This window comes from Streptomyces sp. CA-278952 (genome assembly GCF_028747205.1).
Lineage (GTDB): Bacteria > Actinomycetota > Actinomycetes > Streptomycetales > Streptomycetaceae > Streptomyces.
The window spans coordinates 4,171,507-4,191,076 of sequence record NZ_CP112880.1; the positions used below are offsets into that span (position 1 = coordinate 4,171,507).

The following is a 19,570-nucleotide window of genomic DNA, read 5'->3' on the forward strand; positions in this document are numbered from 1 at the left end:
GGGCCGCCGGCTCGCGGGCCGCCGGCTCGCGCGACCCGGTCCGACCCGGGCCGTGCGGGCCGCGGTCGACGCGCTCGGCGGCTGACGGACGGGCCCGTGCCACCGGACGGCGGTCAGGTGAGAACGATCAGCAGGAGGAAGCCGATGACGATCGCTCCGATCCCGACGAGGGCAGCCACGAACAACTTCTCCCCGAGATCCGACCGCTGGGATGTTCCGTCCCTTGCCGAGGGGGACGACTGAGCCACCTTCGGCGGGGGAGTGGCCGGTCGCGCCGTCGGCATCGGCGCGCTCTTCGGCAGCGGTGTGGTGGACGACGCCGATGCGTACGAGGGCGGGAGGGACACTGTCGGCTTGGCGGGGGCCGGCACGCCGGCGGGTGGCGCGGGTTCCTGGGTCCGTGCCGGTGCCGGTGCCGGTGCCTGCACGGACCCAGGTGCGGGTACGGACGCGGGGCGGGTGAGGAGGTCGGTCACGACCTGCTGCCACAGCTGCGGGGGCAGGTCGGGGGCCCGGCCGCCCGGGGGCGTGACCAGGATGCGCCGCAGCCACTCCATGCCGGTGGTGCGACCGTCCTTGAGGACGATGTTGAACAGCGGGCGGAGATCGGGGGCCCGGAGGGGGTCCCGTACCAGCGGGGCGACGGCCCAGGAGAAGAGATCGGCCGCACGCTCCCGCATCTCCGGGGCGGACGGACTGTCCGCCTCGGGCCGGCCGGGTCGGAAGTACAGGTTGTGCCGCAGCACTTCGGTGCAGAGCGCGTGAGCGGTCGCTTCGTCCCGGGACCGCTGTCGCTCCGCGAAGGCCAGTTCGGCCAGGACGAGATCGCGGGACGCCCACGGCAGCCCGTCGGCAGACAGGAGGGTCAGCAGATCGGTGTCCCGGAGGTTCCGGAGCCGGGCGGCCAGCCGTGCGGACTGGGCGGCGTCGGCGCGCTGGTGAACCAGCAGCTCCTGGTGCAGGCGATGGAGTTCCTGCTTGTGGTGGGACTCCCGGTCCTGGCGCGCGTACCGGTCCTCCTCCCGGTCCTGGCGCGCGTATCGCTCCTCCTCCCGGTCCTGGCGCGCGTACCGGCCCTCCCGCCGGGGCTCGGCCGCGTACCGGTCTTCCCGCCGGGGCTCGATCGCATACGGGTCTTCCCGCCGGGGTTCGATGGTGTAGCGGTCCTCCCGTCGGGGTTCGATCCCGTATCGGTCCTCCTGCCGGTCTCCCCGCCCGTACCGGTCCTCTTCCTGGTCCCCCCGCCCGTACCGGTCCTCCTGCCGTACGCGGCGGTGGCGGCCCTCCTCCGGTGCTGGTGCCGGTGCTGGTGCCGGTGCCGGTGCCGGTGCGAGGGTCGGGGCGTGCCGGGCGTTCAGCATGCGGCGCAGGGCCTCGCGCCGTTCCTGCCGGGGCAGGCGGGCGGCGGAGAGGAGTTCGCCGGTCAGCAGGGGCACGCCCGGAGCCGCGCCGGGGCGGTCGAGCACGTACTCGACCATCTCCTTCGCCGCTGCCATCTCGACGTCCCCCTCGGCGGGCAGCCGCAGCCGGATGCGGGCCAGCGACCGGGCGCCCGCCGCCTGGGACGACCACTCGGGCACGCAGGTCAGGCGCAACGCGTGCGTGTCCACCGTGTCGTACGTGGCGTAGCTCCACTCCGTGCCGAACCAGTCGCCGAACACCGACAGCAGCCCCAGGTACAGCAGGGGGGCACTGTTCTGGCGCGGCCAGCCGGGCAGTTCGTGCTCCTCGGCGAGGAGGGAGAGCGGTCGGGAGGGCTCGCGCAGCCACTCGGCGGTCACCACCATCAACGGCTTCTTCACCGTGGGGAGTTCGTCGAACATGTCGCGCAGCCGTTCGGCCGCCGTCGCCCGCAGCCGGTCCCTGTCCAGCGTCGGCAGGCCCCCGGCGGCGTTCTCCGCCACGGCCTGGTCGCTCCAGGCGGTGCCGCCCAGAGCCAGGCAGCGCAGCGGCGTCAGGGTGTCCGCGTCGCCGAACACCGCGTGGCAGGCCGTGCTGGGCCGGCCGCCCCGGTCCAGGGTGGGCCACCGCTGGAGGAGCACGGTCCCACAGGCCTGGGATGAGACCCGGACGCTGCTCGGGCGGGGCGCCGGACCGGGGCCCGACACCCAGAGCAGCGGGCCCAGTTCGCGGCGGAGGGACTCCGCACGCTCGGCGGAGCAGGAGTGCGCCACCGCTGTCATCCCCGTACTGGAGCGGCCCTGGTTCCCGTTCCAGCGGAAGACCACCTGGTCGAGCCGGCCGCCCGGGCCGCTCTGCTCGCGCCGATCTAGGGCGTCGTTCACCGGTTCTGCCTTCCCACGCCGAATGATGCGGCGCCCCCGGGCGCCTCGATGATCCCGTGCATCGCCAGCAGCGACACCAGGGGTTCCAGCACCCGGCGCGGCCCCGTGCCCGCCGGGTAGCGGCCCTGGCTCTCCTGGCCCCCGGTCGCGGACGCGATGTGCAGGGTGCAGCGGCGGAACGCGTCGAAGGGCCGCAGCCAGGCCTGTCCGGCGTGCTGCCGCAGCAGCGCGTAGACGTCCCCGCTCTCCTCCCGGAACTGGTCCGGGCCGATCGCGGCGGGCGGCGGCTCGCCCAGCCAGCGGTCGACCGGCGGCTGGAACCGGAGCAGGTCGGACTTGCCGAGCACCATCGCCGCCGGGGTCTCCAGATAGGGGCCCCGGCGTGGCAGCCGGTCGAGGACCGTGCCGAATGCCGCGTCGCCGTCCCGGTCCACCTCGGTGCCCCAGCGCTCGCGCACCCCGTCGAGCTGCGGCAGCGGGAGCGCGAGCGCCGGGTCGACGACGAAGACCAGGGCGTCGATGCCGAGCAGGAAGCGCAGCGCTCCGTCGGTGCGGACGAGGTCCTCGCCGCCGAGGTCGAAGAAGGCGACCGGGCGCACCCGCCCGCGCGCGTCGGTGAGCAGCAGCGACTCGACGAACCGGGCGAAGCCGTCCAGGCCGACCCCGCTCGTGTGGTCGAGCACCTTGCCGCTGCGCAGCGGCTGCACCCGCTCACGGACGAAGCGGGCGTGCTGCTCCGGGTTGACGGACTGCCAGCCCACCCCGTACCGCTCCAGGCCTCCGTCGGTGATCTCGGCGATCATCTGGGTCAGCAGATGGCTCTTCCCGGTGCTGGACTGGCCGATCATGGCGACCGTCAGCGGGCGGCCGTGGGTGAGGTAGGGCACCGGGATGTGGTGGTCCGGGAAGCCCTCCGTGTCGGCGGTGCACTGCTGGACCGCGCCCCGCATCACGTCCTCGCGCCGGACCGGGTTGCCGATACGGGAGAGGTCCAGGGGCCGGTACAGCATCTGATCGTCCGTCACGAACAGCTTGTCGAGATCGAGGTGGATGCCTTCCAGGCAGTACGGACAGGTCACCTCCCCGGGCGGCCGGTCCTCGGGTGCTCCGTCCGCCGGGCCCTCCGGGGGAGCGGGCGTCCGCCGCTTGGCGTCCAGCGCCCGGTCGAACGCCTCCTGGTGCGGGCGGGAGCCGTCCGCCGGGGTCGCGGACCCCAGCCGCCGCGCCTCCTCGGGGGCCAGCAGCTCCAACAGGGCCCCGGGAGTGGGGCGTCCGGCCGCCGTGGGGGCGAAGGCGCGGGGCAGCGTCCCGGCGAGTACCCGGTGCCGGTCGAGGTCGGCGGGGGCCCGGTCGGCGGGGCCGGGCCGGCCGGTCACGAGCTGGTAGAGCACCTGGGCGGCGCTCCATACCGCGTCCCGGGGGTCGACGACCCCCTCGCCCCGGTGCTGTTCCGGCGAGGCGAACGGGGCCCGGCCCCACGGGACCCGGGGCCGTCCGGCGCGGGTGACGCCCTCGACTCCCCACAGCTGGACCGACGTACCGTCCCAGAACACGGTCGCGGGGGAGATCCCGCGCGCCACGAGACCCTGGCTGTCCAGCAGGCACAGGGCCAGCGTCAGGTCCCGGGCGAACACCCGCTGGTCGGACGCGGACATCACATGGGTGCGTCCGACGGGGGCGCCGCGCGGGGCGGCGTACAGCAGGAACGGCTCGGCGGTGTCCAGCTCGTAGCCGATGACGGTGGGGAACAGATACGCGTACGGGGTGTTCTCCAGGGTCCGGTCGAGGCGCAGGGCGGTGCCCGCCTCGGTGTCCAGCAGGGTGCGGGCCGCCTGGTTGGCGGCGTCGGCCGCCGACAGGAACACCTGGACGCACTGCTGCCCCCGGTCGTCGAGCAGCCCGTTGCGGATGCGCTGGGGCAGCGCCGGGTCCCGCCGCGAGGCCGGGCCGAAGCGGGCCGGGGCGGTGCGTCGCCGCCCGGCGGGGTCGGTGAGGACGAGGTGGGGGCGCCGGGCCCCCGGTGGCTCGGGCCGGCCGAGCGGGGTGGTGGTCACCACCGGTCGTCCTCCCTGAACTCGGCGTGGACGGAGGGTTCGGAGCGGTCGGAAGGCTCGGCGCGGTCGGCGTCGGTCCGGTCGCCGCCGCCGGTGCTCTGCCGGGGCAGGACCGTGTCGACGACGCCCATCCGCAGCGGGGTGAGCCGGATCAGCCCCGCGTACCGCCCGGAGGAGGTCCACAGCGCCTCCTCGGCCGGCGGCGAACCGCTCTTGCGCCAGGCGGCCTCGATCTCGCCCTGGAGGGTGCCCGGGGCGAACCGGATCCACAGGGCGGCCTCCGGGTCGCGGCTGAGGAGGGCCCCCTGTTCCGGTGAGGACAACTGGACGACGGCCCCCCGGTCCGTCTCCCGGCCCACCAGCTCGGCGACCCGCAGCGAGTCGGTGCCCAGCAGTCCGGCGGCCGTGGTGCGGGCCCGGTGGTCGGCCGGGTACGGCGGTGGGGCCAGCACCCCGTAGCGCCACAGGTGGTGGCGGGCGGCGGACAGCAGCTCGCGGACCCGTTCCTCGGTCCGTGCGAGCGCGAGCGCCCCCGCCTGTCCGCGTTCGACGGCGCCCCAGTAGGGGGCCATGGCGGCCATCGCGGTGTTGCGGAGGTCCCCGGCGAGGGTGGCGACCAGCTCCGGTCCGCCCTCACCGATCTCCCGGTCCAGCCAGCGCGGTGCGCGGTCGCCCTCGCCGCTCCCCCACGGGGCGTCGTCAGGACCGGCGGGATACGCGGCCGGGGAAGGCGTGCCGTACGGTCCGGGGTCCCCGCCGTCCGGGTCGCGGTAAGGGGCGCCGTACGGGCCGCCGGAGGGGTCGCTGTTCCGGTCGGCCTCGGGGTCGCGGTGCCGGTCCGGGGTGTTGTCCCAGGCGTAGGCGGCGGCCCAGTCCCCGTCGTCCGCGCCCCCGTCGGCGGCGTCGGACTCCGGGGTCTCCAGCGCGGAGGGCGCGGAGAGCCAGTCGTCGTCCTCGTAGGGACCGGCGCCGCCCGCCCCGGCCGGGGCGAGGGGTTCCGGTGCGGCCTGGGCGTCGGCGGCGGCAGCGGTCGCCCGCAGCATCCCGGCGACCGAACGCGCGGCGTCCGCGCAGTACAGCCGCTCCTCCGCCGCCCAGTGCTCGCGCACCAGCTCCGCCAGCAGGGTGTCGAGCCCGTCCAGCGCGGTACGCAGCGCGGTCGTGCCGCGTCCGGCGGCCCAGGAGTCGGCGGCGTCCCGCCAGAGCCTGCGGACCGCCTCGGCGGTGAGACCGAGACCGACCAGCAGCCCGGTCCCGCCGAGCCAGAGCGGCGGGTCGGCGGCGTACCCGGCCGCCGCCCCGGCCACCGCGCCGGCGACGGCGGCGATCCGGGGGCCCATCGGCCACCGGGCGGCGCGCCGGCCCGTGCGCAGCCGGTTCGCGCCCAGCAGTGCGACGACCACGAACAGCACCGGCACCAGCAGCGCCGCCAGGACGGCGGGCCACTGCCACAGGCCGCCCAGCAGCCCGGCCGCGCCCGCCATGAGCAGTACCGGACCCGGGGCGCGGGGCGGCGCGGCGTACTCGGTGGCGGAGCCGCGGGTCACCGACTCCTCGGAGTGGTCGGCGAGCCGGTGCAGCAGGGCGGTGCCCGGCACCGGCTCGACCCGTCCGGCCAGCGCGGTGAAGTGCTGGGCCACCGAACGCAGCGCGAGCCCGTCGCCCAGCAGCCTGCCCGCCAGCTCGCGGAGCCCCTCGCCGACGCGTTCCCCCGCACTGTCGGCCGCCGGCACCCGCAGTCCGAGCGCGCCGAGCCGGGCGGCGGCCTCCGCGGTGGGCGCCGCCGCTCCGCCGCCGCCCTGGAGGGCCCGTTCCACCAGGGCACGGAACCCGTCCAGATCCTCGCGGGCCTGGTGCAGATCCGCCTCCAGGGCATCGCGCCGGGCCGGGTGCAGCAGGCCGGGGAAGGACCGCAGCGCGACGAGGTCCTCGTCCGCGCGGTCCAGGGACTCCGCGCACGTGCGGTGCGCGAGGTTCGCCCGGCCGTCCGGCCGCCGGTGCCCGTGGCCCCGGCCGTCCCGCCCCGTCACGAGTGCGCGCAGCGGTTCGGGCAGCTGGGCGTCCGGGACGATGTCGACCGGGTCGCCCGCCCCGCTGTCCTCACCCGCGAACCGGGTCAGCGCGTCCCGCCAGGCCCGGTCCCTGACCTCCGTCGGCAGGTCCTGCTCCAGCAGCCGTACCCCGGGTGCGGCGATGGAGTCGGGCAGCTTCCGCAGGCCCTCCAGGACCCGGACGAAGACGTCCGGGACCGACAGGAGGTCCACCAGGACGGCCAGCGCCGCGGGGTCGTCCGGCTCCGGCCGGTCCAGGGCGGTACGGGCGGAACGCAGATCACCGGCCCACACCAGGCCGGTCGTCGCGGCCCGCAGGGTCGTGGGCCGCACCAGCCGCCGGTCGGGGAGGTACGCCTCCGCCCCGCCGGCGTACGAACCGGGGGAGCTGCCCACCAGCAGCACCAGGATCCGCGTCTCGCCCACCGCCCGGTAGCCGGAGAGCAGTTCGTACTGGAGCTGGTGGTCGGTCAGCCCGGCCGGGACGTCCGTGACCAGGAACAAGGGGTAGTCCGGTTCCGGCAGTCCGGCCCGGCCCAGCTGCTCGGCCACCCGGTCGCGCACGGCCTGCGGGGTCGCCAGGGCCGCGGCCCCGGCGCGCAGGTCGAGACGGACCACGGCGGTGGTGTCCTCGGGAGAGGTCACTGCGGGCCCCCGTTCCGGGAGCGCCCCGCGCCGCCCTCGTCGTCCGTGCCCCAGCCGTCGCCGTCCCAGCCGCCCGCGGCCGGACGGCGGGCCGGCGGCCTGTCCTGTTCGCCGAACCCGTCGGCGGCGCCGTCGTCCCTGCCGCTGATGTCCCTGTCACCGATGTCCCTGGCACCCATGCCCCTGTCACCGTCGTCCCTGCCACCGATGTCCCTGTCACCGACGTCCCGGGCACCGACGGGCTCGCCGCCGCCGAACCGGTCGTCGCCGGGGGAGCCGCCGAACCGGGCGTCGCCCGCCCGCGACTCCGGGTACGGGTCGGTGAACCGGTCGTCGCGGGGCCGCTCGTCGGCGAACCGCTCGTCCCGGCGTCCTTCGCCCCGGACCGGCCGGTCCTCGCGCGAGGCGTCCGGCCCGTACCGCTCCTCCCCGTACCGCTCCTCCCCGTACCGCTCCTCCCCGTACCGGGCGTCCAGGTGCCGGGCGTCCAGGTGCCGAGTGTCCGTGTGCCGGGTGTCCGTGTGCCGGTGCGCTCCGGCGTACCGCTCCTCCGCGTCGTACGGGGCCGAGTGGGGAGCCGAGCGCGGACCGGGCAGGGTGTCGTCGCCCAGCCGCTCGTCGGTGCTCGGGGCCGCGGTGCCCCAGTCCTCGTCGTCGACCACGACCCGCCGGCGCTCCGGCGCGGGCCGGGCGGGGGGCGGCTTCGGGACGCCGCCGCGTGCGTACTCCAGCAGCGTGCGCAACGTGGGCTGGATCGCTTTCTTGTCGCCGAACTCCATGTCCAGGGCCGCGGGCAGGGTCTCCGCCCAGAACTCCCACAGCGGCCGGATCCAGCCGTCCACGCGCCGCCCGCCGAGTTCCCGGCGCTCCTCCAGGAGTTCCAGCTGGCGCGGGGCGATGCGTTCGACCAGCTCGACGAACATCGGGTGCGGTTCGGTGCCCGCCCGCCCGACGCCGAGGGGCTGGGCGCTCATCAGCTTGCTGCAGTAGTCCTCCACGGTCCGCTCGTCGTCCAGCACCGTCCAGCGTTCGTAGGAGCGCAGCAGCTCCGACCAGCTGGAGATGGAGCCGGGAAAGTCCCCGAGCCGCAGCCGTACGCCGGGGACGCTCGCCCCCTTCTCCGGGAACAGCCGCAGCCGCACCCGGGAGGGCGAGGCCGTGTCGCCGTCCAGGACGTCGACCTGGCCGTTCCACATGCAGCACAGCAGGCGGTGCAGGATCGTGCGCCGGTCCTCCTCGCTGCTGACCATCCAGTCGTCCTCGAACCCGAGGCGCTGCCGCCAGCGCAGCACGTCGTGGGCCTGCTCGTCGTCCTTGGCCCTGGCCCACTGGCGCAGCACCTTGCGGGCCTCGGGCACCTGGGTGAGGCTCATCTCGCTGCGGAAGAGGACCACGGTGATCGAGTCGCTCTCCACGCCCCGGTACTCGACGGAGTTCTTCGCGTCGGACGGCAGCCGCAGCGCCTTGGAGAGGTACTCCTGCACCTCCTCCGCCGCCTGGACCCGCGGGTGGGTGACCAGGACCCGCAGCGGCCCGGTGCCCTCCGGGGTGAAACCGACCGGCAGCAGACCGGTGAGCTTGCGGCTGAACAGGTCGAGCGCCTCCTTGCTGACCTGGTCGGTGGCGTCCGCGTCACCGGCGGCGGCCGCCAGCAGGGTGCTCATCGAGGGCAGCAGGGGCCGCTCCTCCACCTGCGCGCCGCTCTCGGCGAAGAGCCGGGTGATCCGCCCCTCCAGCCGCGCCTTGACGGCTCCGACCGCCCCGTCGGCGTCGCGGTGGCTCCGGGCGTGCACCTCCCGCCAGGTGTCCCCGTCGATGAGCCGCAGCAGCAGCGACGCCTCGTCGTCGCTCTCGCGGAGGCCCTCGCCGCGGACGAGCCGGGCCACGACGTCCTCGTAGAAGTGGTTGAGGCTGCGCTGCGGCGGCAGGAGGTAGGAGATGCCGGTGCGCTCCGCGTACAGCTCCAGGCCCTTGTCGCGGGCGGACTTGGGCTCCCGGTCGGCGTGTTTGCGGAAGGCGTTCACCAGCCGCGCCAGGTCGGCGCCGGCCGTGTCCGCCTGCGACTGCCAGCGCTGCTGCTGCTCCCGCCAGGCCTCGTGCCACACGGCCCGGCTGCGCCAGCGGTACCAGCCGTCCTGGGCCTGGAGGACAACCCGTACGTCGTCGTCGCCCCACCGGGCCGGGGACATCCCGGCGATGCGGCCCTTGATCCGGGGGGTCTTCGGCGGCTGGTCGGTGACGCCCGGGGGCCGCTTCGGGGAGCGGGAGCGGGCGGTGAGCATGCCGAGGAAGCCGAGCCGGGTGATCTCGTCCTCGCTGTCCGGGACGCCCCGGACGAGGCGTTCGGCGAGGAACGGGTCGACGCTCTGGAGGAGCTTCTCGATCGCCGGGCGCGGGCTGAACCGGGCGGCCATCGCGGCGGCCTGCCGGTCGGCGATGGACTGGAGCTCGGACAGCAGGCGCTGCATGTCCCCGATCCGCTGGTTGAGCGCCTCCTCGATCGCCTTGCCGCCGCGCGGCAGCGGCTGCGGGTCCTCGACGGGCAACTGTTTGCGCTCCCAGAGCTCTTCGAGCTGGGAGTCGGCGAACAGCTGCCGGACCAGCGGCACGGTGTCGTCCTTCACCGGGTTGCGCGGCCGCTCCACCAGTTCGGTGACCGCGACCCGCAGCAGCCGCCCGGCCACCAGGTCGGCCAGCTGGTCCATGGGGGCGGTCATCGAGGCGACCAGGCTGGTGGAGACGCCCTGGCGGCCGATGCCGGTGGGGGACGGGGCGCTGCGCTGCACACCGCGGTTGATGAAGCTCGCGGCGAAGGTCTGGAAGTCGTCGTCGCCGGCCATCGACCGGCCCTGGGCCCGGCTGTCGCCCAGTTCGGTGCCGATCAGCGACATGACCAGCGAGACGATGGAGCGGCGCAGGTCGTCCTGGCGGATGCCCGCGGTCGGGCTGAAGAGGAACGCGGTCGGCAGGATCCCGGTGCGCAGCCGGACCGGGGTGATGCCCGGGTAGCGGATGCCGAGGCCGGTCTCCTGGTCGAGGTCGCCGATCTCCGCCCCGGCGGTCGGCGCGTTCTGGCCGTCGACCAGCCGGAACAGGTCGACGAGGGAGCGGGCGGCGTTCAGCTCCGCCTCGCGTCCGCCGCCGGTGGAGGCGGGGAACGAGGACGGCATGACGACCAGCGGGTAGATCTTCACCCCGTTGAAGCGGCGCATCTTGAACGCCTGGTTGATCAGGTGCAGATAGTCCAGGAAGATCCCGGCACCGGTGCCGCCGGCGACGGAGAACGCGACGAACACGTCGCAGCCGGCGACCCGGCCGCCGCCCAGTTCGCTCAGCTCGCCCGCCGACTTGGCGATGGCGTCGATCGCCTGGAGGAGGGGTTCCAGGACCGGCTGGAGGGAGTGCCGCAGCGTGGCGAAGAGCGCGGCGCGGCCCACCGTGGGGAGCTGGCCCGCGCCGTTGTGCAGCGGGGTGACGCGCGGTTCGCCGTCGCGCGGGGGCAGCCAGCCCGCGACCTCGTCGCGCAGGCTCGCCCGCAGCATCTGCGTCACCTCCGGCGAACTGTCGAAGTTCGGCAGGAGGTTGTGGGTGGCCCGCGAGGTGCGGGCGTACGCCGCGCGCAGCGAGGAGTCCACATTGAACTGGGGCAGCCGCTGGAGGTCGGACTCGCTGAAGTCCGCGTACACGAACTGCAGGCAGTCGGGCAGTTGGTAGGGGGCGAGGCCGCCGATGTGCTGGAGGGCGGTGCCGTCGGGGCCGCACAGGTCCACGCGCAGCTTGCGTTCCAGTTCGGCGCCGACGAGGCCGCCGGTGCCGCCCAGGCCGACGAAGAGCATCGGCTGGAAGATCTTCATGTGTTCCTCCCGCTTCCGGCCGGGGTGGGGCCGGTTCGTCCATGGGCGTCGCCGCACGGCCGCGAGGCTCGCGGCCGTGCGGCCCGCCGGGTCCTGCGGCGCCGCCCGCCGGGTGGCGGGCGGCGCGCGCTTCACAGGTAGTCGTCGCTCCCACCGGTCGTGGGCACCGGGTCGGGCCGCCCGGGGGTGGTGGTGCGTACGGAGTCCTCGCCGAGGGCCAGGCTCAGCCGGTCGGTGAGGTCGACCCGCCCGGTCGCCGTGAGCCGCTCCCGGGTGCGGCCGCCGCGTCGGCGGAGCACCGCGCCGCCCTCGGGGCTGCGCTGCACGGCGTACCGGCCGTTGGTGCGCCGTTCGATGCGCGGGTTGCTGTGCGCCTCGGCGATGTCGAACGCGTACCACTGCTTCTGGCCGTGTCCGGCGGTGTGGACGCCGAGCACGTCGCCGTCCTCGGAGAGCAGGTGGAGCGTCAGCCCGTGCGGGTCGCGGCGGCCCCGCCGCTGCCGGAGCCAGGCCAGCGCCACCAGAACGCCGACGACGATCAGCGCGACGGCGCCGACCAGCACCCACCAGTACCGGTCCAGCAGGCTGGGTTCGGGGGTGACCTGGACGGACAGCGGGGTGCGCACCAGGGTGCGGTCGCCGTCGGTGGCGTCCTGGACGGTGACGGTGCCGCCGATGCCGAGGGGGCCGTCGTCGAGCCGCCCGTCGAAGGACTTCTCCGGGCCGATCCCGAGCCTGACCTCATGGGTGGAGGACGCGCCGGGCTTCACCACGATCTCGGCGGGGCTCACCGTGAGCAGCCCGGCCCGGACGTCCGCGAGGGACAGCTTCAGGGTGTGCGGGGCGTCGGTGGTGTTGGTGACGGAGAGGTTCGCGGTGACCGTGTCCCCGGGGTGGCCGTCGCCGCGGACCGGGGAGAGCGCCGTGGTGACGGGCAGGGCCCCGGGGGCGACCCGGCCGCCCTCGCTGCGGGTGTCGGCGCTGAGCCCGGAGGCGGTGAGGGTGCCGCTGACCTTCAGGGCGCCGTCGGCGCTCTTCGGGACGGTGACCGTGCCGCTGAAGGAGCCGTCGCTCCTGGTGGGGTCGGGCCCCTTGCCGTCGTCGGTGAGCCGCAGCGGCAGCGGGGCGAAGCCGTCGCCGGTGAGTTGGCTGCTGACCTTCAGACCGGCGTAGTCGGCCGGGTCCTTGATCTCGTAGCCCTCGCGGGTCTGGAGCCGCATGGTGACGGTCGCCTTCTCCCCGGCCTGCGGAGAGGGCGGGTCCATCGTGATGGAGCCGCGCAGCTCCCCCTGCCACAGGACGCTGACGCCGACGGGCAGCGAGCGGTGGCCCTCGGGGGCCTTCACGTCCACCTTCCACCGGCCGGGCACCGGGTCGACGATCTTCAGTGCCTCCACGGTGCCGCCCCCGCCCGCGAGTTCGAAGGTGGAGTCCTTGAACTTCCCGGCGGTGGGCACCTTGTTGCCGAGCGGGTCGGTGTAGGTGACGGTCACCTCGGGGGAGCCCTTGTCGACGACGATGCTGCCCACGGTCGCCAACGGCGAGATGGTGATGGGCAGGGTGGCGGGCGGGCGCTTGCTCGGACCCGCCTCGTAGCGCAGACAGTGCGCGGCGGCGAAGATCTTCTCCAGCGCCCGCCCGACGTCCTTGGCCCCGGAGACCTTGCGGGCGGTGGGGCGGGCGGACGGCAGCTCGACGCAGCCCGTCTGGAAGCCGCCGGCGGCGATCTTGTCGAGCTGCTCCTTGTCCGGGTCGGGACCGAAGCCGAGCGGCCAGATCTGTACGTTCTTGGCGGCGGCGTTCTTCAGCTCCAGCTCCAACTGCCGCTTCCCCTCGGCCTCGCGGTGCGCCGGGTCGCCGTACTGGGGGCTGCCGCTGACGTCCATCTGCCCGTCGGTGAGCAGGAACAGCACCCGGGGGGCCGACGGGTCGGTGCCCGAGCTCAGTTCGTGCACGCCCTGGCGGATCGCGCTCGGGAAATCCGTCCCGGTGCCCTCGCTCTTCTTGCGGCTGCGCAGCTTCTCCACGCAGCCCCCGACCGACTCCCGTCCCGCCGCGTCCAGTCGGGTTCGGGGGCACACGGGGTCCACTGCCCGCTGGTCGGCGGATTCGGCGGCGGCGAAGCCGAACACGCTGATGTGGGAGGTCGCCGAGACGTCACCGAGCGCGATCCGGGAGGCGGCGGCCTTCTCCGCCTTGATGTCCGCGGGCGCGAGGCTCGCGGACTGGTCGACGGCCACCGCGTAGTTGACGGAGGCGGAGGTGGGTGCGGCGGTCGCGGCGGGCTCCGGATCGGCGGCGGCCGGTGCCGTCAGGGAGGTGAGCAGGGCCGCACCGGCCAGGACGGCCAGCGCCGCCCGCCCGGCCCCGCCGGTGGAGGCAGGGCCTCTTCTTCGGTCATTTCGCACGACCGTCCCCTTTTACTGTCGTTGCCGTGTGTGCGTGGTGTCGGTGTCGGCTTCGGTGTCAGCTTCGGTGTCGGCTTCGGTGTCGCGAAGCGCTCGGCCGGCTGCTCCGCGCAGCCGTCGGTGGTGTGCCCCTGGACGCGGCACACCCGTGCGGGGCGGTCAGCGCCCGGCCAGGCTCCAGGCGAGAGCCAGCGCGGCCGCCGGGGCGAGCGTGGCGACCGCCCAGCGGATCGCCCGGTACTTGGCGGACAGGATGGCGCTGACGTCCACGGCCTGGACGAGCAGCCAGCCGACCGGGTCCCGGCCGGCCTCGTTGATCCGGGCGGCGAGCACGTCGTAGTCGAACGGGGCCAGCAGGTCGCCGAAGTAGGTCACCCCTTCCCGGTCGCGGACCGTGCCCGTACGCGGCAGGAGCGCGCGGACCAGGGCGGCCACCGCGACCACCCACAGCACGCCCGCGGCCACCAGCGCCAGGTCGCCGGGGCCCCGCCAGTCGGGCGAGCCGTGCCGCCCGATGAGGAAGGCGGGCAGGGCGAGCGCCCCCGAGAGCAGCACGGCAGCCTTGGAGTCGGCCCTGCCGAGGTCCTCCCGGACGGTGACCAGAAGCCTCTCCGCGATGCGTTCCCCCGCCCTGTCCGGCCCGTGCTGACCCCCGTCCGGCACCGGCGCGGTCGGGGCGGGGGAAGTCCGTGTGGTTCCGTCGGCGCTCATCCGTCGCCCTCCACCCAGCCCCAGCCGTCGTCGCGGTTGCGGTTGCGGTCGCGCGGCGCGGGCGGTTCCGGTTCGGCGTCCCGGACGGGCGGGCGGGGCTGCCGCACGGGAGGCTCGTCCTCCACCCAGCCGGGGGTGAACGGCTCCTCGGGGGCGGGCGTCAGCTCCCCATGGGCGCGGCGGACGGGCTGGGTGCCGATGGCACCCTGGATGCCGAGGTGCTGCCGGCTGAGGTCGTCGAGTACCCGGGTCTCGATCGCGTCGGAGTGGATCCGGCCGTCGGCGATCATGGAAAGGACCCGGTCGACCCGTTCCTTCTCGTCCTGCCGGCCCTCCTGGCGGATCTTCTCCAGGAAGTTGTTGGCCTCCTTGGGGTTCGCGGCCAGCATGTGGCTGAGCTGCTCCAGCTCACCGCCGCGCAGCATCCTGAGGTATTTCAGCTGCCGCATCCCCGCCAGCTGCTCGTCGCTCCGCTCGCTGCGGACCGCGTCCTCGTGGCTGATCGTCCGGTCGTCCACCCGCAGCCGTACGAAGAGTCGCACCCGCAGGCCGAGGTCGGTGCCGAGGTCGTTCCATTGGCCGGAGACGCAGGCCGCGGTGATGGCGGTGCGTGCCTGCTCCGCCTGGTGCACCGGGTGCTGGGCGGAGATCTCCCACAGCCGCTCCAGGGTCGGCGCGGTGAGCCGCTCGGCAATGTCGGTGACCACCCGCACCGCCACCAGATGCGGGTCCTCGACGGTCCAGTGGATGTCCACCTCCGCCTTGAAGAACGTCGCGCCCCCGGACGCGGGCAGCTCCATCCGCAGCGTGGTGACGAACGTGCCGGTGGCGATCTCGCAGATGGTGTGCGGCCTCGCCAGCGGCGGCTTGTCGTAGTGCTCGATGCCGGAGACACCGGCCACGCTGTAGCCCCGCCGGTAGAACAGCACCGACGTGGTGCGGGCGCCGCCCTGCCGGAACGCACCCGTCGGCGTGTACTCCCGCAGGAACGGGCCCAGGGGCCGCGAGGGGTCCACCGCCCCGCCCTCCGCCGCGCCGTTCTTCTCAGACATGACTCTCCTCCTCTTCGGACCGCCGCTGCCGCGCGGGCACGGCGAGCCTCCACAGGGCGCGCGCCCGTTCCTCGGCGAGCGGACGGTCCTGATCCCTCATCATTCGGCGCAGCAGCCAGTCCAGCCGCCGCCGGTCCTGCTCCTCGGCGGTCAGGGCGGGCAGCAGTGCGGCCAGCCCCTCCCGCGTCCACGCGCGGCCGTCCTTGCGCGAGGCGGAGCGCAACAGGGTCTCCAGGGCGTCGAGCGCGACGTCCCGGGATCGCGCCGTGTTGAGCGCCGTCCAGAACAGGTCGGCCAGCTTCCCGGTCAGTTCGGGCCGGGTCGCGGCCAGCGCGAGCAGCAGCGGCCAGTCGCCCCGGTCGCCCAGCGGGGTGCCGGGCTCGTCGTCGAGGACCTCGTCCACATCGGTCAGCGCCAGCCGGACGATGCTCACCAGCGCGAGGTCCTGGTACTCCTCGCGGCGGTGCCCGGTCCAGTCGGCCAGCCGCCGCAGCACGGTGGCGCACTCCGGGAGCGTCAGCAGCCGGACCACGTTCAGCGAGGCCACGGCCAGCTGCTCCCCGCCGTCGCGGACCCCGATCCCGGCCAGCGCGTCCAGGGTGTCGTCCATCGAGTCGGCCGACCGGCCGTAGCCCAGCGCCATGGCCGCCGTCCAGCGCAGGGCCGGCGTGCCGTGCCGCGACCAGTTGTCGACCACCTTGCGCACCGCCCGGCGGTGCGAGGCGTGGCCGGCGGCCTGGTCCAGCGCGGTGGCGGCGAAGACCCTGCGGCGGGGCGTGGGGGCTTCGGCGAGCGGCCGGATCAGCTCGCCGTACCCGTGCTCGAAGTCGCGTACGGACAGCTCCCCGGCGGCCACCGCGGCGCGCATCGACACCTGGGGCCGGGGGTCGTCGGCGAGCAGCCGCAGCCAGCGGACGACCGGGGCGCGGACGGGGAAGTGCCGGTCCCAGACCTCGGCCAGCACGGCGGCGGGCAGCGCGGACCCCCGGTAGAAGATCAGCCGTCCCGTCACCTCGGCGCCTGCCACGTCGACGGCCCCGTCGGCCGGCCGGGCGCGCGAGAGCGCCAGGTCGGATTCCGGATCGTCGCAGAACAGGGGGCGGGCCGGGGTGCTGTCCGGATCGCTCTGTACGGACAGTTCCCAGGTCAGCAGGTGGGCGGCGGCGGACACCGCGCTGTGCGACGCGCCGCCGAGGACCGCGAGCGCGATCCGGAACGCCACCGGGTGGAACAGGGCGGCGGTTCCGGAGCGCGCGGGCGTCCGGCCGTCACCGGGTGGCGGGGCGGCCAGGGCCCGGTCCACCCCGGCGAACCACTCGTACGCCTGGACGGCCGCCAGGCCGCGACAGCCGGACAGCAGCTCCTCACGTCCGACGGAGCCCAGGAGATGCCCGGCCAGCAGCGAGGCGAACAGCTCGGCCTCGGCGGGCCGCAGGTCGTCGAGGCCCACCGCCTCGGTGACCTCGGGGTCCTCGCGGAGCTCCGCCGCCCGCTCCAGCAGCCGGGAGAGCGCCCCGTCCCGGTCGGGGCGGCGGTCCTGGTCCCGGCTGCCGCCCCGGTCCCGGTCCGGGCTGCCGTCCCGGTCACGGTCGGCTTGCCCGTTCGGACCGCTGTCCCGGTCACGGTCCGGGTCGGCGTGCCCGTTCGGGTCCCGGTCCCGGTCCGGGCTGCGTTCCCGGTCCGGGTGGGCGCGCCCGTTCGTACCGCTGTCCTCGCCCCCGTCCCGGTCCCGGTCGGCCTGCCCGCCCCCGTTCAGGCCCCCGTCCCGTGCCGGGTCGCCGTGTTCCTCCTCCAGCCGCTGACGCAGCCGGACGGCGACCAGTTCACGGGTGGGGGCGGGCGGGCAGATCGCCCCGTACCGCCCGGCCAGCAGCGGGTTGGCCGCCGAGCCGACGCTCACCACGACCACCGCGTACGAGCCCTGCTCGGCCAGCGCCGAGGCCAGCTGGTCCAGGTCCATCCCGTCGGGCGGCAGGGTGCCCGGCCGGTCCAGGAACGCCTCCAGCAGGTACCCGGTGCCGCGCAGCTGGCCGCCCTCCCCGCCCACCACCCGCGTGGCCAGCCCGCGAATCCCTCGCTCCGGGTCGGCGCGGCGCACCCGCTCGCTGTTCTGCCCGCCCCCGCCGTCGCGGGTGACCTCCTCCAGGAGCGCCAGCGCGGTGCTGGCCCGCCCGGTGCCGGGAGCCCCGCCGAGCACCAGCAGCCGACGGGCTTCCAGCGCCCGGCGCAGCCGTACGTACCCCTCCGGCTCGATGTGGGTCCGGCGAATCCGCAGCAACTCCTCCTCGGGGACCGGGCCGTCGCGCGTCATGAGGCCCGAACGCCGGGCGTCGAGACCGATGTTGATGTCGCCGATGTGGAGCTGGCCGACGTCGGAGCGGTCGAAGCCGATGAGGTCCCGGCCGCTGGCGAGGAGCTTCTGTCCGGACCGCCGGGCGCGCGTGGCGGCGGCGGCGTCGGTCGGCTCCTCCTCCCCCTGCTCCTCGGCGAGCGGGTCGCGGGTCCGGTCCTTGAAGCGGTCCGCGGCGCGTTCGCGCTCCTTCTCCCGCTCGGCGGCCTCGTCGTCGGCGGAGTCGGACGAGCCGGCGGCGTCGGAGGAACCGGGCGCGTCCGCGCCGCCCGGGGCGTCCCCGGCCCGGTCGTCCCCCCGCGCCCCACCGCGCGGCGGGGGCTCGGGGGAGCGGGCGTCCTTCGCCTTCGGGGCGGCGGGCTCGGCGGGGCGCTCGGCCACTGCTTCGTCGGCCATGCTCAGTCCTTCCGGGGGCCGGCGCCGGTGGTGCGGCCGATGTGCACGGGCTGCTGGTAGACGTTGTGCTGGTGCACGGACAGGTCGCCCTGCGCGGTGTACCGGGCGGACGCGTCCCCGCCCCCGTCTTCGTCCCCCTCGTCGTCCCGGTCGCTCCGTACGCGTTCCGGAGCAGCGGCGGCCGGAGAGGTGCCCGCCCCGCCGGCCGGTCCGGACGCCGTCGGGCCCGGCTCCTCCGGGGCGCTCGGCCCGATGCCCGGCGCGGGCCGTCCCGGCAGGTGGAACCAGGCGGAGACCTCCCCCTCCTTCAGGGCGAGCCGCGCCCGGGAGAAGCGCGCGGGCTCGATGAACTTGCCCCCGGCGGAGACCACGTCGACGTAGAGGGAGTCGGAGACGGCGAGCACCAGATTGGCCTGTTCGCGGTCCAGCAGCTGCCGGGCGACGGACGAGTCGGCGAGCCGGCAGGTCAGATCGACCGCACGTCCGCTGATGCCCCGGCTGTCATGGCGTACGGGACCGACGTGCATGGCCACCCGCAGCCCGAGCGGCACGAGGAGGGAGCGGTTCTCCTCGCGCAGGTTCTCGTGGACCTCCACCATCCACAGGCCGAGCAGCCGTGTCACCGCGATCCGGCCGGGGACCGACACCAGCACGCCGTCCCCCCGGTCCTCCATGTGGACGGCGTCCCGGCCCACCCCGGCCTGGGCGAACGCGGTCTCCAGGACCCGGTAGATCCGCTCCCTCATCCGCGGCTTGTCCGCGTCGCTGTACTGCCCGGAACGTCTGGCGTCCACGCTGATGACCAGCTCGTAGCGTGCCTCTCCGGCATCCGACGCGTCGTGCTCCACCGCGGGTCCCCGTTCTCTCTGCGCTTGCCGTCCCGTACAGCTTCCGGCCCGGGACGGAGGCCGTCTGTAGCCGTTTACACACGGCAGCCGTTTACACACGGCGGGCGTCCTACTCCCGATGTCCCTCCGCGAGGAGGGCGAGCAGCGCGGGGTCGAGGATCTCGACCCTGCGCGTACCGGTGCGCACGATCTCCTGGGTGCGCAGCAGCCGCAGCGCCTTGGCGACCGCCTCACGGGTCGCCCCGACGGTGGCGGCCAGTTCGTCCTGAGCGAGGTGGACGACGGCGTCGGTGGCCCCGGGGCCGGGCGCGGGCGGCGCGTAGGGGCCGGTGGGAGCGGTCCGGGCGAGCTCGGTGAGCCGGCTCGCCAGGCGCTGGAGGACGGTCAGGGAGGCGAGGGCGGAGCGCTCCTGGTCGGCGCTGCGCAGCCGGAAGGTCAGCTGCCGGATCACCAGTCCGCTGACCCGGGGGTGGGTGGCGAGGAACCGGCGGAACGCGTCGCCGCCGATGACGCTCGCCTCGACGGTCCCGAGGGCCCGTACGGTGGCGCTGCGGGGGTGCTGGTCCAACGCGGCCATTTCTCCCAGGAGTTCCCCGGGGCCCCTTAACCCGAGTATGAGCCGGGTGGCGCCGCGGTCGGTGACGTGGGAGACGGTCACCCAGCCGCGCAGCACGATGACCACGTGGCCGGTCCGGTCGCCCTCGGTCAGGAGCGGGGCGTCGGCCGCGTACTCCTTGCGGTGTCCCAGGGCCATGACGCTCTCGTACTCCGAGGCGGTCAGAGCCCGCCCGAACGCCAGCTCATCGCCGAGCAGCCCCATGGCCACTCCCCCCGCGGCGGTATGTATGGCCCGATCTCGTTGGCGTAGATGTTTCCAGAACCACCCCTTGAGGGGAGTGAATTGCGCCACACATGC

Annotated in this window: 10 protein-coding genes; all 10 read right to left on the bottom strand. The window is 75.0% G+C overall.

Translation table 11 applies throughout. The features are described from left to right. Positions 1–113: 113 nt before the first annotated feature. The 10 genes from N7925_RS18650 to N7925_RS18695 all read right to left on the bottom strand — a co-directional run bounded on the left by N7925_RS18650 (position 114) and on the right by N7925_RS18695 (position 19,474). On the bottom strand, positions 114–2,285 hold the full coding sequence (locus tag N7925_RS18650) for a hypothetical protein (protein ID WP_274344524.1): 2,172 nt from the start codon (positions 2,283–2,285) through the stop codon (positions 114–116). After that, complete coding sequence (locus tag N7925_RS18655; RefSeq protein ID WP_274344525.1) at positions 2,282–4,342, bottom strand: hypothetical protein; 2,061 nt, start codon at positions 4,340–4,342, stop codon at positions 2,282–2,284. Before N7925_RS18655 ends, N7925_RS18650 begins: the two co-directional genes overlap by 4 nt. Continuing rightward, positions 4,336–7,035: a hypothetical protein gene (locus tag N7925_RS18660; protein ID WP_274344526.1), complete on the bottom strand. Its 2,700-nt coding sequence runs from the start codon at positions 7,033–7,035 to the stop codon at positions 4,336–4,338. Before N7925_RS18660 ends, N7925_RS18655 begins: the two co-directional genes overlap by 7 nt. Next, positions 7,032–10,889 carry a tubulin-like doman-containing protein gene (locus N7925_RS18665; protein ID WP_274344527.1) on the bottom strand — a complete coding sequence of 1,286 codons (3,858 nt, stop codon included), beginning with the start codon at positions 10,887–10,889 and terminating at the stop codon, positions 7,032–7,034. Before N7925_RS18665 ends, N7925_RS18660 begins: the two co-directional genes overlap by 4 nt. A 131-nt stretch (positions 10,890–11,020) precedes the next feature. Then, the gene (locus tag N7925_RS18670; protein WP_274344528.1) at positions 11,021–13,297 is read right to left on the bottom strand and encodes a VWA domain-containing protein; all 2,277 of its coding nucleotides are present in this window, start codon (positions 13,295–13,297) and stop codon (positions 11,021–11,023) included. 159 nt (positions 13,298–13,456) lie between these two features. Then, complete coding sequence (locus N7925_RS18675; protein ID WP_265600697.1) at positions 13,457–14,008, bottom strand: Pycsar system effector family protein; 552 nt, start codon at positions 14,006–14,008, stop codon at positions 13,457–13,459. Next, positions 14,005–15,060, bottom strand: coding sequence for a hypothetical protein (locus N7925_RS18680; RefSeq protein ID WP_274344529.1), 1,056 nt, complete (start codon positions 15,058–15,060; stop codon positions 14,005–14,007). Before N7925_RS18680 ends, N7925_RS18675 begins: the two co-directional genes overlap by 4 nt. Then, positions 15,053–17,806 carry a hypothetical protein gene (locus tag N7925_RS18685; RefSeq protein ID WP_274344530.1) on the bottom strand — a complete coding sequence of 918 codons (2,754 nt, stop codon included), beginning with the start codon at positions 17,804–17,806 and terminating at the stop codon, positions 15,053–15,055. The genes N7925_RS18680 and N7925_RS18685 overlap by 8 nt, the downstream gene beginning before the upstream one ends. 2 nt (positions 17,807–17,808) lie before the next feature. After that, the gene (locus tag N7925_RS18690; protein ID WP_274344531.1) at positions 17,809–18,654 is read right to left on the bottom strand and encodes a hypothetical protein; all 846 of its coding nucleotides are present in this window, start codon (positions 18,652–18,654) and stop codon (positions 17,809–17,811) included. Positions 18,655–18,763: 109 nt separating this feature from the next. Further along, positions 18,764–19,474: a Crp/Fnr family transcriptional regulator gene (locus N7925_RS18695; RefSeq protein WP_274344532.1), complete on the bottom strand. Its 711-nt coding sequence runs from the start codon at positions 19,472–19,474 to the stop codon at positions 18,764–18,766. Positions 19,475–19,570: the final 96 nt, after the last annotated feature.